We start from the raw sequence: 16,809 nt of genomic DNA on the forward strand, positions 1-16,809 counted from the left end.
CCCGTTAGAATCAGGGCGTCCTCGCCCGGAATAGTTAGCATGTTTTGGTCACTGGCGATTCTCGCCTACCTGCTCGGCTCGCTGTCCTTCGCCATTTTGCTCAGCCGCCTGACGGGAAATCCCGATCCGCGAATGGGTGGCTCCGGCAATGCCGGCGCTACCAATATGCTGCGTCTGGCCGGCAAAAAACTTGCGGTCCTGACATTACTAGGCGATGTGTGCAAAGGCCTGTTGCCCGTGCTGATCGCCAGCCTTGCCGGCCTGACCCTGCAACAACAGGCCTGGGTGGGCGTATGTGCCGTACTCGGCCATCTGTTTCCCTTGTACTTTCGCTTTCGCGGCGGCAAAGGTGTCGCTACGGCGGCCGGCATGCTGCTGGGGATCTACCCGCCGGCGGCGCTACTGGCCGTACTGGCCTGGCTGCTGACGTTCTACCTGACCCGCACCAGCTCGCTGGCAGCGCTGATCGCCACGCCCCTGACCTTGCCGTTGCTGGCCTGGCAGGAACCGGCGGCGCTATTACCGATGAGCGTGTTGACGCTGCTGATCGTCTGGCGCCATCGCGGCAATTTACGCGACCTGTTTGCTGGGCGCGAACGGCATTTTTAAATACCGGTTCACACCCCCGTTACAAAGGCGACAACTGCTCCATCGGCCAGCGCGCCTGCACGCTGATCGCCAGGCTTTCATGCTGCCCCGCCTGCAAACGCTGGCAACCGGCATAGGCAATCATCGCGCCATTATCGGTGCAGAATTCAGGGCGGGCGTAGAACACATCGCCCTTCATATCGCCGAGCATTTTTTCCAGAGAACTGCGCAACGCCTTGTTGGCGCTGACGCCGCCGGCGATCACCAGACGTTTCATGCCCGCTTGCTTGAGGGCGCGCTTGCACTTGATGGTCAAAGTCTCCACCACGGCCTGCTGGAACGCCAGCGCGATGTCGCAACGGACTTGTTCGCTGTCGTCCCCGGCGCTGATGCTTTGCTGCCAGGTATTGAGCGCGGAGGTTTTCAAGCCGCTGAAGCTGAACATCAGGCCCGGGCGATCGCACATGGGCCGCGGGAACGTGTAGCGACCGGCGACGCCCTTTTCGGCGAGGCGGGCGATTTCCGGTCCACCGGGATAATTGAGGCCCATCATCTTGGCGGTCTTGTCGAAAGCTTCGCCGGCCGCATCATCCAAGGACTCGCCGAGGAGGGTGTATTGGCCGATGCCGTCCACCTGAACCAGCTGCGTATGACCGCCGGATACCAACAAAGCGACGAACGGGAACTGTGGCGGTGTTTTTTCCAGCATCGGGGCCAATAAATGGCCTTCCATATGGTGCACTCCGAGGGCCGGAATGCCCCAGGCGAAAGCCAATGCCTGGGCGCAAGAGGCCCCAACCAGCAGGGCTCCGACCAATCCAGGGCCGGCGGTGTAGGCAATCGCGTCAATCTCGGTCGGCACACAACCGGCCTCGGCCAACACCTGGCGAATCAGCGGCAGCATGCGCTTGACGTGATCACGACTGGCAAGTTCCGGCACCACGCCGCCATAGGCACGATGCAAGTCGATCTGACTGAACAGTGCGTCGGCCAAAAGCCCGCGTTCACTGTCGTAAAGTGCGACACCGGTTTCGTCGCAGGAGGTTTCAAGTCCCAGTACTAGCATGGGTTTGCGCCTTGTAGAGGCTGAATTCGAAGGCGCGCATAATAGTCGCCGCTCCACTTCCCGACTAGCGGTTTTCGATCAGAGGCTTTGCATTCCGGGCAATGAGGGGTTAACATCCGCAACCCTTAAAAACCGACGACCTCAGCCGTGAATTGTTTGCGACGAGAACGTTGATCCCGGTAATGAAAGAAGGTAGCTCTGGATGCCAGCCGTCAAAGTTAAAGAGAACGAACCCTTCGACGTAGCTCTGCGTCGTTTCAAGCGCTCCTGCGAAAAAGCCGGTGTACTGGCTGAAGTTCGTAGCCGCGAATTTTACGAGAAGCCAACTTCTGAGCGTAAGCGTAAAGCAGCAGCCGCTGTTAAGCGTCACGCCAAGAAAGTTCAGCGCGAACAGCGCCGCGCCGTTCGTCTGTACTAATACACAGACGATCGTAGCAAGCTTCTGCCAAGCCCGGCCCTCAGCCGGGCTAATGGCATTTGCGGATAACGCTTGATGCTTCATCGTCGACGCCGCACATGCGACCGAGACACTGCTTCACACGTCAGGACTGGCTCTTCTGCCAGCGGTGCACGTCTCTTCTGACGAGCCTAACAAGGCTACTGACGAGCACACTTATTTTTATAAACAGGCGATCGACCGTGTCGGCTGTGCCCATCACCGAGCTTCCGAGGCCACCATTGGCCAAGACCGGATGCCTGGGCGACATTTCCAAGCCGAAGACTGATAGACACTAACATCAGCGAATGTTCGGCAGATACACTTCCTGACAGTCCAAGCAGAGAATTGATGATCAAGCCACCTGACGTGCGCTTGAATACTTCATGGGCCCTCATTTACACGCAGTGATGACGAGAACGCCATGGCCGGGCTAATTCCCCAGAGCTTTATTGACGACCTTCTGAACCGCACCGACATCGTCGATGTTGTCAGCTCGCGCCTGCAAATGAAGAAAGCCGGCAAGAACTACACCGCCTGCTGCCCATTTCACAAAGAAAAGACCCCATCCTTCAGCGTCAGCCCCGACAAGCAGTTCTACTACTGCTTCGGCTGCGGCGCAGGCGGCAATGCCCTCGGCTTTATCATGGACCACGACAACCTGGACTTCCCCCAGGCCGTCGAGGAGCTGGCCAAAGCCGCCGGCATGGAAATCCCCCGCGAAGAAAGTGGCCGCCCGCACAAACCGCGACAGCCCACCGATTCGCCGCTGTACCCGCTGCTGACGGCCGCTGCCGACTTTTATCGTCAGGCGCTTAAAAGCCACCCACAGCGTAAAGCGGCCGTTGACTACCTCAAGGGGCGCGGCCTCACCGGTGAAATCGCCCGCGACTTCGGGCTTGGCTTCGCCCCACCGGGGTGGGACAACCTGTACAAACACCTGAGCAGCGACACCCTGCAACAGAAAGCCATGATTGACGCCGGCCTACTGGTGGAAAACGCCGAGACCGGCAAGCGCTATGACCGTTTTCGCGATCGAGTGATGTTCCCGATCCGCGACAGCCGCGGACGGATCATCGCTTTCGGTGGCCGCGTACTCGGCGACGATAAACCCAAGTACCTGAACTCCCCGGAAACGCCGGTCTTCCACAAAGGCCAGGAGTTGTACGGGCTGTTCGAGGCGCGCAAAAACAACCGCAACCTTGACGAAATCATCGTGGTTGAAGGTTACATGGACGTAATCGCCCTCGCCCAACAAGGCCTGCGCAACGCCGTCGCCACCTTGGGTACCGCCACCAGCGAAGAGCACATGAAACGCCTGTTTCGCGTGGTGCCCAGCGTATTGTTCTGCTTCGATGGCGATCAGGCTGGCCGCAATGCGGCTTGGCGCGCACTCGAAGCCACACTGTCGAGCCTGCAAGATGGCCGACGCGCACGCTTCCTGTTCTTGCCCGAAGGCGAAGACCCGGACACCCTGGTGCGTTCCGAAGGCACCGACGCCTTCCGCGCACGCATCAATCAACACGCGCAGCCGCTGGCGGACTATTTCTTCCAACAACTGACTGAAGAAGCCGACCCGCGCTCCCTCGAAGGCAAGGCCCACATGGCCACCCTCGCAGCGCCGCTGATCGACAAAGTGCCCGGCGCTAACCTGCGCACCTTGATGCGCCAGCGCCTTTTGGAAATCACCGGACTCAGCGGCGAAGCCGTGAGCCAACTGGTCCATAACGCACCGCAGGATACCCCGCCCGCCTACGACCCCGGCATGGACTATGACGCCATGCCTGACTATGCCGACTTCCATCCACAGCAGGAGGCATATGCCCCGCAGCAGGAATGGATACCAAAAAAACCCGGCGCCGGCGGCAAGAAGTGGGACAACAAGAAACCCTGGAACAAGAACGGTAAACGCGGTGATCGCGATGAGGCATATGCCCCGCGCACCCCGGTCGCTGTAGAAGCGCCAACGCTGATTGCCCTGCGCACACTAATTCACCACCCGCAATTGGCGGGCAAGGTTGAAAGTGCGGATCATTTTGCCAACGAGAGCAACACTTACGCCCAGGTACTGATCGCACTGATCGAGGCGATGCAGAAAAATCCTAAGCTAAACTCCATTCAGCTGATGGCTCGTTGGCATGGCACCGAACAAGGCCGACTGTTGAAAGCGCTCGCGGAAAAGGAGTGGCTAATTGACGGCGATAACCTTGAACAACAGTTTTTAGACACCATTACTAGGTTATCCGCGGGTCAGCATACGCAGACCCTCGATGAACTTATCAAGAGAGCAAGGCAGCCTGGATTATCGGCTGAAGAGCAAATTCAGATAGCAAAACAGATGCGCGACCTCTTAAAACAGAATGTTTCCGCATCAAACCCGACCTCAGCTGGCGTGTGAGGTCATAGCTCGGGTATAATCCTCGGCTTGTTTTTTGCCCGCCAAGACCTTCAGTGGATAGGGTGTTATGTCCGGAAAAGCGCAACAGCAGTCTCGTATCAAAGAGTTGATCACACTGGGTCGTGAGCAGGGTTACCTGACTTACGCGGAGGTCAACGACCACCTGCCTGAGGATATTTCAGATCCAGAGCAGGTGGAAGACATCATCCGCATGATTAACGACATGGGGATCAACGTATTCGAAACTGCGCCAGATAAGGATTCCCTTATGCTGGCCGACGCCGATACCGACGAAGCCGCCGCTGAAGAAGCTGCCGCCGCGTTGGCTGCGGTGGAGACCGATATCGGTCGCACGACGGACCCTGTGCGCATGTATATGCGTGAAATGGGTACGGTCGAGCTGCTGACACGTGAAGGCGAAATTGAAATCGCCAAACGTATCGAAGAGGGCATCCGTGAAGTGATGGGCGCAATCGCGCACTTCCCAGGCACGGTTGACCACATTCTCTCCGAGTACACCCGTGTGACCACCGAAGGTGGCCGCCTCTCCGACGTCCTGAGCGGTTACATCGACCCGGATGACGGCATTGCGCCGCCTGCCGCCGAAGTGCCACCGCCTGTCGATGCGAAAGCCGCGAAAGCCGACGACGATTCCGATGACGACGATGCTGAAGCCAGCAGCGACGATGAAGAAGAAGTCGAAAGCGGTCCGGACCCGATCATCGCTGCCCAGCGCTTCGGTGCGGTTTCCGATCAAATGGAAATCACCCGCAAGGCCCTGAAAAAGCACGGTCGCGCCAACAAGCAGGCCATTGCCGAGCTGCTGGCACTGGCTGAGCTGTTCATGCCGATCAAGCTGGTACCGAAGCAATTCGAAGGCTTGGTTGAACGCGTTCGCAGCGCTCTTGAGCGCCTGCGTGCACAAGAGCGTGCAATTATGCAGCTCTGTGTTCGTGATGCACGCATGCCGCGTACAGACTTCCTGCGCCAGTTCCCGGGCAACGAAGTGGACGAAAGCTGGACCGACGCACTGGCCAAAGGCAAAGCGAAGTACGCTGAAGCCATCGGTCGCCTGCAACCGGACATCATTCGTTGCCAGCAGAAGCTGAGCGCGCTTGAGGCCGAAACCGGTCTGACGATTGCCGAGATCAAGGACATCAACCGTCGCATGTCGATCGGTGAGGCCAAGGCCCGCCGCGCGAAGAAAGAGATGGTTGAAGCCAACTTGCGTCTGGTGATCTCCATCGCCAAGAAGTACACCAACCGTGGCCTGCAATTCCTCGACCTGATCCAGGAAGGCAACATCGGCTTGATGAAGGCTGTGGACAAGTTCGAATACCGTCGCGGCTACAAGTTCTCGACTTATGCCACCTGGTGGATCCGTCAGGCGATCACTCGCTCGATCGCCGACCAGGCCCGCACCATCCGTATTCCGGTGCACATGATCGAGACCATCAACAAGCTCAACCGTATTTCCCGGCAGATGCTGCAGGAAATGGGTCGCGAACCGACCCCGGAAGAGCTGGGCGAACGCATGGAAATGCCTGAGGATAAAATCCGCAAGGTATTGAAGATCGCTAAAGAGCCGATCTCCATGGAAACCCCGATTGGTGATGACGAAGACTCCCACCTGGGTGACTTCATCGAAGACTCGACCATGCAGTCGCCAATCGATGTCGCCACCGTTGAGAGCCTTAAAGAAGCGACTCGCGATGTACTGTCCGGCCTCACTGCCCGTGAAGCCAAGGTACTGCGCATGCGTTTCGGCATCGACATGAATACCGACCACACCCTTGAGGAAGTCGGTAAGCAGTTTGACGTGACCCGCGAGCGGATCCGTCAAATCGAAGCCAAGGCGTTGCGCAAGTTGCGCCACCCGACGCGAAGCGAGCATCTACGCTCCTTCCTCGACGAGTGATACCAGAACCCCCGGCCCAGGCCGGGGGTTTTGTTTTGCCCAGATAAAAATCCCCGCTTCACCCCTCCTGAGAAATGCCCGTCTACACTCGAAACATTCCCCGTGCCATAACGAGACCGTTATGCCCAGTTTGCCGACCGTGATACTGCTGTCGCTGCTGACCTGGACCGCAACGGCTGGCGCGTTGACTCTCACTGAAGATGAGCGTGGCTGGTTGGCGGACCATCAGGAGCTGCGCTTGGGGGTGGACACTTCGTGGCCTCCCTTCGAATATCGTGACGAGAATGGCCACTACCAGGGCCTGGCTGCGGACTATGTGCGCCTGATTCAGGATCGCCTGGGCATCAAGATTAAACTGATCGAGCCGGCGAGCTGGGGCCAGGTGTTGGAGCAGGCTCGAAACAGTCAACTCGATCTCATACCGGGCGTCATGTCCACACCGGAGCGCCAGAACTACCTGGCCTTCACTCGACCTTACATCGACTTTCCGATGGTCATCCTTGCCCACGAAGGTGGAACGCGCCCGCGCACGCTCAAGGAGCTCTATGGGTTAAAAATTGCCGTAGTGGAAAACTACGCCCCCCATGAATTACTGCGTACCCATCATCCCGATCTCAATCTGGTCGCCTTGCCCAATGTCAGCTCCACGCTCCAGGCGCTGGCCACCGGAAAGGTGGACGCCGTAGTCAGCGACCTGGCCTCAAGTGTCTGGAGCCTGCGCGAACTTAAACTCGAAGGCTTATACGTCAGCGGCGAAACGCCCTACCGCTATCAACTGGCGATGGGGGTGCCACGGAACGACAAGATACTGGTCAGCATCCTCGACAAAGTGCTGGCGGACCTGAGCCCCGACGAAACCAGCGCGATCCAGCAACACTGGGTGGGTAATTTCTCGGATAACCGCACTTTCTGGAACGATCTGCTGCTATACGGCCTGCCCGCACTGCTGTTGATGAGCGCCGTATTGATCATCGCGATTCGGATCAATCGCCGGCTCAGCTCGGAGATTTCCCGCCGCGTCGCGCTTGAACAAGAACTGCGCAGTAGCGAATACCACTACCGCAGCCTGGTGGAGAGTTTGTCGGCCATTGCCTGGGAAGCCAGCATCGCTGATTTTACCTACAGCTATGTGTCCCCCCACGCCGAGGAACTGCTGGGCTATCCCCGCGCGCATTGGCTGATTCCAGGGTTCTGGCGCAACATCATCCACCCCGCCGATCTGACCCGCACCGAAGCCTATTGCCACCGTGAAACCCGCGCCAAGCGCGATCACAGCGTTGACTACCGCGTAATCACTGCCGACGGCCGCTGCCTGTGGGTACGCGACATCGTTAGCCTGATCGAACACGGCCATGAGCCCGTCCTGCGCGGCTTGATGATTGATATCAGCGAAGCCAAGCGCACCGAAGAGGCGCTGCAGCTGTCCGAGCAGAAGTTCGCTTCGGTGTTCCAACAATGCCCGGACATATTAGTAATCGCCCGTTTCAGCGATGGTTGCCTGCTAGAGGTCAATAAAGCGTTTGAAGACCAGATCGGCTTAAGCGCTGCTCAAGTACTGGGTAAAACCGCCACTGAATTGAACATTTGGGGCATCGACGACGCAGGGCCCGACTTGCTGCATCGGGTGCAGACCACCAGCATTCGCAATCTGGAAATGTCCTTTCGACGCAGCAACGGCCAAGCCTTCACCGGGCTGATTTCCGCGGAGCCATTCCAGCTCGACATGGTGGAAGCCATCGTCGTGGTGGTGCGCGACATCACCCAGCTCAAGGAAACCCAGCAACAGCTGCAAACCTCCGAGGAGAAATTCGCCAAGGCCTTTCATGCCTCGCCCGATGGCTTGCTGCTCAGCCGCCAGCGCGACGGGCTGCTGATTGAGTTCAACGAAGGTTTCAGTCGCCTCACCGGCTTCACCGCCGCCACGTCCATCGATCAGACCGCCTTGGAGCTGGGCATCTGGGTCGACCTCAATGAACGCAAACACCTGTTGGAACTGATGCGCCGCGACGGGTTTGTGCGCGATTTCATCTGTCATATCCGCCGTGCCGACGGCCTGATACGTCTGTGCGAATTGTCCAGCCGCCCGCTACCCATTGGCGACGAGGCCTGCATGCTCACCATTGCCCGGGACATCACTGAACGCCAGCTGATGCAAGAAAAGCTGCAGCAGGCCGCCACTGTGTTCGAGAGCACCGCTGAAGGCGTACTGATTACCGACACTCGGCAGAACATCATCGCCGTCAACCGCGCCTTCAGCGAGATCACCGGCTACAGCGAGGCCGAAGCACTTGGCCAAACACCACGCTTGCTGGCCTCCGGTCTGCATGACAGTGCCTTCTATGCGGCGATGTGGCATCAGTTGACCTCTCACGGCCATTGGCAGGGCGAGATTTCCAACCGGCGCAAGAGCAGCGAGCTGTACCCCAGTTGGTTGACCATCAGCGCCGTGCGTAACCGCGAGAATGTCGTCACTCACTTCGTGGCGGTGTTCGCCGATATCTCCAGCCTCAAACTGGCCCAGGCCCGACTCGACTACCAAGCTCATCATGACCCCCTTACCGGCCTGCCGAATCGCACGCTGTTTGAAAACCGGCTACAAGCCGCGCTCAACGGCCATCAGCAAACTGGCAAACAAGGCGCTGTGCTGTTCCTCGACCTCGACCGCTTCAAGCACATCAATGACAGCCTCGGCCACCCTGTCGGCGACCTGCTGCTTAAAGGCATCGCGCTGCGCCTCAAGGAGCAACTGCGCGACATCGACACCGTCGCGCGTCTGGGCGGCGACGAATTCATCATCCTGTTACCCGGCCTGCAACATGAAGGCGATGCCGAGCACTTGGCCAATAAACTGCTGGCGTGCTTCACGCCGCCGTTTCAGGCCGGCGAGCATGAGTTCTTTATCAGCGCCAGCATCGGCACCAGCCTCTATCCCCAGGACGGCACCGACGTCGCCACTCTGGTCAAGAACGCCGATGCCGCGATGTACCGCTCCAAGGCCAAGGGGCGTAATCGTGTCGAGTGCTATACCCGCGACCTCACGGTTCAAGCCAAGGAGCGCGTAGCCTTGGAACATGAGCTGCGCCGCGCCATCGAACGCAATGAGTGCAGCCTCTATTACCAACCCAAACTCTGCCTGAAGACCCACGCCCTGATCGGCGCCGAAGCCTTGATCCGCTGGCACCACCCCACCTTTGGCGACGTGCCGCCCGAACACTTCATTCCGCTTGCCGAAGAGAACGGCATGATCCTGCAGATCGGCGACTGGGTGCTGGAACAAGCCTGCCGCCAACTTCACGCCTGGCAAGGCACGTTCGACGATTTCGGCCCGCTGTCGGTTAACCTCGCCGGCGCACAGTTGCGTCATCCCAACCTGCTGCCGCGCATCGAACAACTGCTGCACGACTACCGCCTGGAGCCCGGCTGCCTGCAACTGGAGATCACCGAGAACTTCATCATGAGCCAGGCCGAAGAAGCCCTCGATGTGCTGCACGAACTCAAACGTTTGGGCGTCCAACTGGCGATCGACGACTTCGGCACTGGGTATTCCTCCCTCAGCTACCTCAAACGCTTGCCGCTGGACTTCCTTAAGATCGACCAATCCTTCGTCCGCGGCCTGCCCGATGACCCCCACGACGTTGCCATCGTGCGCGCCATCATCGCCCTGGGCCACAGCATGCAATTCACCATCATTGCCGAAGGCGTGGAAAACCCCGCACAACAAGCCTTCCTTGCCGACGAAGGCTGCGAACAGATGCAAGGCTACATCGTCAGCCTGCCTTTGCCGCCGGAGCTTTTTGCCGCCACGTTCCTTCGTATGACAGTTGAGGATTTTTCGGATAGCACAGCGAGGAAACCATCGCTATAATCCGCGACCTGTTAAGGGCCTATAGCTCAGTTGGTCAGAGCAGAGGACTCATAATCCTTTGGTCCACGGTTCAAGTCCGTGTGGGCCCACCAACTCCAAAGCCGCGCATTGCGCGGCTTTCGCGTTTCTGGCGTTTGATAAATAGCAGCCAATAATCTCAAAAAGCCTGACACCGTCCACAAAACGTCCATAGCTCACTTGGCAAACAACTGCCCAATATCTTTGAACGCCTTGAATTCCAGTGCATTCCCGCACGGATCAAACAGGAACAACGTGGCCTGCTCCCCCACCTGCCCCTTGAAGCGAATATGCGGTTCCAGCACGAACTTCGTCTGCCTGGCTTGCAGGCGCTCGGCCAGGGCATGCCAGTCTTCCCACCCCAACACCACACCAAAATGCGGCACGGGCACGTCGTGGCCATCGACTGCGTTAGTGTGCGCCGCTTGCTGGGACGCGGTCTGCGGGTGTTCGTGGATCACCAGTTGATGGCCGAAGAAGTTGAAGTCGACCCAGTGTTCGCTGGAACGCCCTTCCTCCAGGCCGAAGACCTCACGGTAGAAGTACCGCGCGGCCGCCAGATCGAATACAGGAATTGCCAGGTGAAAAGGAGCGAGTGCCATCAGGTCAACCCTCTTTTGGATTTTTGAATGCCTGGGAGTTTAGCCTTGCTCCCGCCGATGAAAAGACGATAGTTTTCGCGCCGAGCTCAAATAATTTCGATGATTTAAGGGGCCGAAGCTGCGCGAATCGCAGCCCTCGTCTCGGTCTCTCGCCATGGCACCTTTGCGGCCACCAGGCTACTTGCTGGCCGGCGCAAGCCTGTAACATGCCCGCCCATCGCCGCCTTCACTGGAGTTCTGCCCTTGTCTGTCCTGGATGAAATCGATCGCCAACTGATCGCCGCGCTGCAGATCAATGCCCGCGAAAGCGTGGCCATGCTGGCCCGCCAACTGGGCATCGCGCGCACCACGGTCACCTCGCGCCTGGCGCGCCTGGAGAAAACCCAAGTGATCACCGGTTATGGCGTGCGCCTGGGCCAGCGCGTGGTCGATGGCGGCCTGCAGGCCTATGTTGGCATCACCGTACAGCCGCGCTCCGGTAAAGAAGTACTGCGCAGGCTCAGTGCCATGGCTCAGGTGCAACAGCTGTGCGCGGTGAGCGGCGAGTTCGATTATGTGGCGTGGTTGCGCACCGATTCGCCGGAACAGTTGGACCAACTGCTGGACCAGATCGGCAGCGTCGACGGTGTGGAGAAAACCACCACGTCGATCATCCTCAGTAACAAATTGGATCGCGGCCAGCCAATTTGACTAATCATCTCGTCATATTGACTAAAATCAATCCAATCCGACGACACATTGCGTCTTATTAACGATCACAACCGTCCCTAAACTGGCTGCCATCTTTTCCTATACTCAGCGGGTCGCGTCCCGCCAAGCCGTCAGTAAGGTCAGCCATGAGCATTCCGTCCAGCACCATCAGCAAGACCAATCGCCACCCTGCCGACGGCAAAAAACCCATCACCATCTTTGGCCCGGACTTTCCGTTTGCATTCGATGACTGGATTGAACATCCGGCCGGCCTGGGCAGCATTCCCGCCGAACACCATGGCGCCGAAGTGGCGATCGTCGGCGCCGGCATCGCCGGGCTGGTTGCGGCTTACGAGCTGATGAAGCTGGGCCTCAAACCGGTGGTGTATGAAGCCTCGAAAATGGGCGGCCGCTTGCGTTCCCAGGCGTTTGAAGGGGCCGAAGGCATCATTGCCGAACTCGGCGGCATGCGCTTCCCGGTGTCGTCCACCGCGTTCTACCACTATGTAGACAAACTGGGTCTGGACACCAAACCGTTCCCCAACCCACTGACACCCGCCTCCGGCAGTACCGTGATCGACCTTGAAGGTCAGACCCACTACGCACAAAAATTGTCGGATCTGCCGGCCCTGTTCCAGGAAGTGGCTGACGCCTGGGCCGATGCGCTGGAGGCCGGTTCGCAGTTCGGCGATATCCAGCAGGCCATCCGCGACCGCGACGTACCGCGCCTCAAGGCCCTGTGGAACAAGCTGGTGCCGTTGTGGGACGACCGCACGTTTTATGATTTTGTCGCCACTTCCAAAGCCTTCGCCAAACTGTCGTTTCACCACCGCGAAGTGTTCGGCCAGGTCGGTTTCGGCACCGGAGGCTGGGACTCGGACTTCCCCAACTCGATGTTGGAGATATTCCGCGTGGTGATGACCAACTGCGACGACCACCAGCACCTGGTGGTCGGCGGCGTGGCCCAGGTGCCCATGGGCATCTGGCGCCATGTGCCGGAACGTTGCGCCCACTGGCCGGCCGGCACCAGCCTCAGCACACTGCACCGTGGCGCGCCACGGGCTGGGGTCAAGCGTATCGCCCACGCCGCCAATGGCCGCTTTGCCGTCACCGACACCTACGGCGACACCCGCGAATACGCTGCCGTGCTGACCACCTGCCAGAGCTGGCTGCTGACCACCCAGATCGAGTGCGATGAAACCCTGTTCTCGCAAAAGATGTGGATGGCACTGGACCGCACTCGCTACATGCAGTCCTCGAAAACCTTCGTGATGGTCGACCGCCCGTTCTGGAAGGACAAAGATCCGGAAACCGGCCGTGACCTGATGAGCATGACCCTCACCGACCGTCTGACCCGGGGCACTTACCTGTTCGACAATGGCGACGACAAGCCTGGGGTGATCTGCCTGTCCTACTCGTGGATGAGCGATGCGCTGAAGATGCTGCCGCAGCCCATCGATAAACGGGTGAAACTGGCCCTGGACGCGTTGAGCAAGATCTACCCGAAAGTCGACATCAAGGCGCGCATCATCGGCGACCCGATCACCGTGTCCTGGGAGGCCGACCCGCATTTCCTCGGTGCCTTCAAAGGCGCGCTGCCTGGGCACTATCGTTATAACCAGCGCATGTATGCGCATTTTATGCAAAAGGACATGCCTGCCGAACAACGCGGGATCTTCATCGCCGGGGACGACGTGTCCTGGACACCCGCGTGGGTGGAAGGCGCGGTACAAACCTCACTGAATGCCGTATGGGGCATCATGAATCACTTTGGCGGTCGCACTCACCCCGAAAACCCGGGGCCAGGTGATGTGTTCGACGAGATCGGACCAATCGCCCTCGCCGATTAAGGAGCCAGGCCATGCGTGTCGCGATCTACCAATGCCCACCGCTGCCGCTGGATGTGGCCGCGAACCTCAAACGCTTGCACACCGTGGCGCACGAGGCGTCCGGCAGCGCCGATGTGCTGGTGCTGCCGGAGATGTTTCTGACCGGCTATAACATCGGGGCCAAAGCCGCCGGGGCGCTGGCCGAAGCGCCGGACGGGGACTCGGCGCAAGCGATTGCCAAGCTGGCGCAAAACGCCGGCCTGGCCATCCTGTATGGCTACCCGGAACGGGCCAATGACGGGCAGATCTACAACGCCGTGCAACTGATCGACGCCAACGGTCAGCGCCTGTGCAATTACCGCAAGACTCATTTGTTCGGCGATCTGGACCACTCGATGTTCAGTGCCGGGGACGATGATTTCCCGCTGGTGGAACTCAACGGCTGGAGGCTCGGGATGCTGATCTGTTACGACTTGGAGTTCCCGGAAAACACCCGGCGCCTGGCCCTGGCCGGCGCCGAACTGATTCTGGTGCCCACCGCGAATATGGTGCCGTTCGATTTCGTCGCCGACGTAACCGTGCGAGCGCGGGCCTTCGAGAACCAGTGCTACGTGGCTTACGCCAACTACTGCGGGAACGAAGAGGACATTCACTATTGCGGGCAGAGCAGCCTGGCAGCACCGAATGGCGAGCGCATCGCCCTCGCAGGTCTGGATGAGGCCTTGATTGTCGGCACCCTGGATCACCAGGCAATCCTCAACGCGCGCATGGCCAATGACTATTTGCAGGACCGTCGCCCCGAGCTGTACGGCACGCTGCACAAGCCCTGATCCCGCAGGTTTGCTAGCATGAGCGCTTCCCACGCTTTGGAAGTGCCCATGCCCGCCCCGGCCTACCCTCACCCTGCCACCCTGACTCTGGCCAACGGCCTGCGTGTCACCCTGCACGCTGCACCCCATTTAAAGCGCTGCGCCGCTGTGGTGCGGGTGGCCGCCGGTAGCCATGATGCGCCCTTGGCGTGGCCGGGGTTGGCGCACTTTCTGGAACACCTGTTGTTCCTGGGGACTGAGCGCTTTCCGACAGGCGAAGGGCTGATGACCTACGTGCAGCAGCATGGCGGACAGGTCAACGCCAGCACCCGTGAACGCACCACCGAATTTTTCTTCGAACTGCCGGTGTCGAACGTTGCACAAGGGCTGGAGCGGTTGGCGGATATGCTGGCGCGCCCACGCCTGGCACTGGACGATCAGCTACGGGAGCGCGAAGTGCTGCAAGCGGAGTTCGTGGCCTGGTCCCAAGACGCCAAGGCCCAGCAGCAAGTGGCCTTGCTCGAAGGTGTGGCGAACGGTCATCCGCTGCGCGACTTCCATGCCGGCAACCGGGACAGCCTGCCGGTGGAAACCGAGGCCTTTCAGCAAGGCTTGAGGACATTTCACGCGCAGTTCTATCAGAGCGGGCAGATGACACTGAGCCTGGCCGGTCCCCAGTCGCTGGATCAACTCCAAGCCCTGGCGCACCGCTTCGGCGAAATCATCGTCCCCGGTTCCGGACAACCACAGGTGGCACCACCAGCCCTGATGCAAAGCCAGCCCCAGGGTTATCGCCATGTCGCAGGGCAGCATCTGCACCACGTCATCGCCTGCAACGCACCACGTGAAGCCCTGGAGTTCCTGTGTACCTGGCTCAACAACCCAGCGCCCGGCGGCCTATTGGCCGAACTGCAAGCCCAAGGCCTGGCCACCGCGTTGCACGCCAGCGTGCTCTATCACTTCGCCGGGCAGGCGCTGTTGGACATCGACGTTACGCTCAGCCAGCCAGGCGAGCCGGCAGCTCAGGTTGAAGCGTTGCTGCACGACTGGCTGGGCTTTTTCGCACACAGTGATTGGACGTCACTGCGCGAAGAGTTCGCCCGATTGACCGCGCGCCAGCGGCAGGTCCAGGGCGCATTGGCCCTGGCCCGCAACGACCGCGAAGCCCTGTCGGATCAGGACATCACCGCGCTGCGCACGCTGCTGGATTCACTGCACCTGCCATGCGCTCGGCACTTATGGCAACTGCCCCCCCACAACCCCTTCCTGCGCCCACCGGTCAAAGACCAACGCGCCGGCTTGATTCGTGGCCAGACCAGCGCCCATCGCGGCTTGCGCACCTTTGCCCAGGACCGCTCGCGGGGCCGTAGGGATGCAGCCGCGCTGACCTTCAGCCAGGCCCTACCCATAGACAGCCAGGAAGGTGCGCTGTACTTGAACTGGCGATTTGACTCGCGCGCGCCGTCCGGGCTGGAAGGTGCGCTGCATGCTTTGAGCGAAAACGCTCGCCAAGCGGGGCTTGAGTTGACCGTTGAAACGATCGGCCATGATTGGCGGGTCAGTCTGGTCGGGCTTCACGCGCTCATGCCGACGGTACTTGAAGCGTTAGCGCAAAATCTGACGCAAGCACAGGAAACACCCGACACCACGCCGCCGCTGCTCGCCATTCGTACGCTGCTTAAAGCGCTGCCCGCCTGCTGCGCAGAGACCACGGCCGCAGATGCACATGACACCGTGTCCTGGAACACCGCGCGTTGGCATGGGCTGGGAGTAGGTTTGCCGCCGGCGTGCGAGGCGCTGATAAAGACAGCGGCCGCGCGACTGCCGGGGCAACCGACGAGCATTGAACGCCACACCCGAGACCTCAAAGGCCAACGCGTATGGCATGAGGTCAACACTGACGCCAGCGAAGCAGCCCTGCTGCTGTTCTGTCCGACACCCAGCCCTTCCCTGGCGGATGAAGCCGCGTGGCGCCTGCTCGCTCATCGGGTCCAGGGGCCGTTTTACCAACGCCTGCGGGTGGAACAGCAGATCGGCTACGCCGTGTTCAGTGGTATCCGACAGATCAGCGGGCAGACCGGCCTGTTGTTTGGCGTGCAATCGCCCCATCTGTCGCTGGATGAAATTGTGCAGCAGCTGCACAGTTTCCTGGAGCAGCTGCCTGAGCTGATCGAAGACGACACCGACTTGGGCAACGCGGCCCTGGCGCAGCAGTTCGCTGTCGATACCCTCCCCACCGCACAGGCGTCGCAACTGATTTGGCACTCGCACCTGGCGGGCCATCCGTCGGATTATCTCGCGCTGCTTCAACGACATATCCGTGACTGCACGCACGCAGACCTGCAGCGCGCCGCTCAGCAGCTGAACCACGCCGCTGGTGGCTGGCACTGCGTGGCCAACGGCCCACACACAGCGAACGCTTGACCTCTCAATAACTGATCATTGCCGCCCCTGTAACAGCCTTTTTCCACCAAGACAGCGCTAACTTGAAAAGAATTAAGTAACATTCCCACGCACGCATCTGAACATCTCCGACAGGAGGTGGACTATATGTATTACTTGGTAGTAAACGTCCCATCCCTTCGTAGGA

The 16,809-nt window shown here is 59.8% G+C and carries 11 protein-coding genes and 1 tRNA gene; 10 read left to right on the forward strand and 2 right to left on the reverse strand.

What is annotated here, in order from left to right:
- Nucleotides 1-39 precede the first annotated feature (39 nt).
- Entirely contained in the window at nt 40-609 is a 570-nt protein-coding gene (gene plsY / locus YA0848_RS13015) for a glycerol-3-phosphate 1-O-acyltransferase PlsY (RefSeq protein ID WP_034101082.1), read from the forward strand.
- Between the two features lie 19 nt (nt 610-628).
- Here the strand turns inward: plsY and tsaD are convergent, their stop codons facing one another.
- Nucleotides 629-1,654: a tRNA (adenosine(37)-N6)-threonylcarbamoyltransferase complex transferase subunit TsaD gene (gene tsaD / locus YA0848_RS13020; RefSeq protein WP_040267147.1), complete on the reverse strand. Its 1,026-nt coding sequence runs from the start codon at nt 1,652-1,654 to the stop codon at nt 629-631.
- Between the two features lie 202 nt (nt 1,655-1,856).
- On the opposite strand from tsaD, the gene rpsU reads away from it, so the two are divergent.
- From rpsU to YA0848_RS13045, 5 genes are all read left to right on the forward strand, one after another.
- Nucleotides 1,857-2,072 (forward strand): 30S ribosomal protein S21, encoded by a 216-nt coding sequence (rpsU, locus tag YA0848_RS13025; RefSeq protein WP_002551877.1) that lies wholly within the window; start codon nt 1,857-1,859, stop codon nt 2,070-2,072.
- Nucleotides 2,073-2,514: 442 nt separating this feature from the next.
- On the forward strand, nt 2,515-4,488 hold the full coding sequence (gene dnaG, locus YA0848_RS13030; protein WP_034101086.1) for a DNA primase: 1,974 nt from the start codon (nt 2,515-2,517) through the stop codon (nt 4,486-4,488).
- Between the two features lie 67 nt (nt 4,489-4,555).
- Complete coding sequence (rpoD, locus tag YA0848_RS13035) at nt 4,556-6,406, forward strand: RNA polymerase sigma factor RpoD (protein WP_034101087.1); 1,851 nt, start codon at nt 4,556-4,558, stop codon at nt 6,404-6,406.
- Between the two features lie 121 nt (nt 6,407-6,527).
- Nucleotides 6,528-10,271, forward strand: coding sequence for a bifunctional diguanylate cyclase/phosphodiesterase (locus tag YA0848_RS13040; RefSeq protein ID WP_169903062.1), 3,744 nt, complete (start codon nt 6,528-6,530; stop codon nt 10,269-10,271).
- Nucleotides 10,272-10,286: 15 nt separating this feature from the next.
- Nucleotides 10,287-10,363 (forward strand) — tRNA-Ile (locus YA0848_RS13045).
- A gap of 102 nt (nt 10,364-10,465) precedes the next feature.
- Here the strand turns inward: YA0848_RS13045 and YA0848_RS13050 are convergent.
- Nucleotides 10,466-10,891 (reverse strand): VOC family protein, encoded by a 426-nt coding sequence (locus YA0848_RS13050; RefSeq protein WP_094064214.1) that lies wholly within the window; start codon nt 10,889-10,891, stop codon nt 10,466-10,468.
- A 243-nt stretch (nt 10,892-11,134) separates the two neighbouring features.
- Between YA0848_RS13050 and YA0848_RS13055 the strand changes: the two genes are divergently transcribed.
- From YA0848_RS13055 to pqqF, 4 genes are all read left to right on the forward strand, one after another.
- Nucleotides 11,135-11,581 (forward strand): Lrp/AsnC family transcriptional regulator, encoded by a 447-nt coding sequence (locus YA0848_RS13055; protein WP_034115283.1) that lies wholly within the window; start codon nt 11,135-11,137, stop codon nt 11,579-11,581.
- A gap of 167 nt (nt 11,582-11,748) precedes the next feature.
- A complete protein-coding gene (locus YA0848_RS13060; protein WP_034101758.1) occupies nt 11,749-13,431 on the forward strand; it encodes a flavin monoamine oxidase family protein in 1,683 nt (560 codons plus the stop codon).
- An 11-nt stretch (nt 13,432-13,442) separates the two neighbouring features.
- A complete protein-coding gene (locus YA0848_RS13065) occupies nt 13,443-14,240 on the forward strand; it encodes a carbon-nitrogen hydrolase family protein (RefSeq protein ID WP_034101091.1) in 798 nt (265 codons plus the stop codon).
- Nucleotides 14,241-14,288: 48 nt separating this feature from the next.
- Nucleotides 14,289-16,643, forward strand: coding sequence for a pyrroloquinoline quinone biosynthesis protein PqqF (pqqF, locus tag YA0848_RS13070; RefSeq protein WP_184316195.1), 2,355 nt, complete (start codon nt 14,289-14,291; stop codon nt 16,641-16,643).
- Nucleotides 16,644-16,809: the final 166 nt, after the last annotated feature.

This window comes from Pseudomonas sp. S4_EA_1b, assembly GCF_016307435.1.
Lineage (GTDB): Bacteria > Pseudomonadota > Gammaproteobacteria > Pseudomonadales > Pseudomonadaceae > Aquipseudomonas > Aquipseudomonas rhodesiae.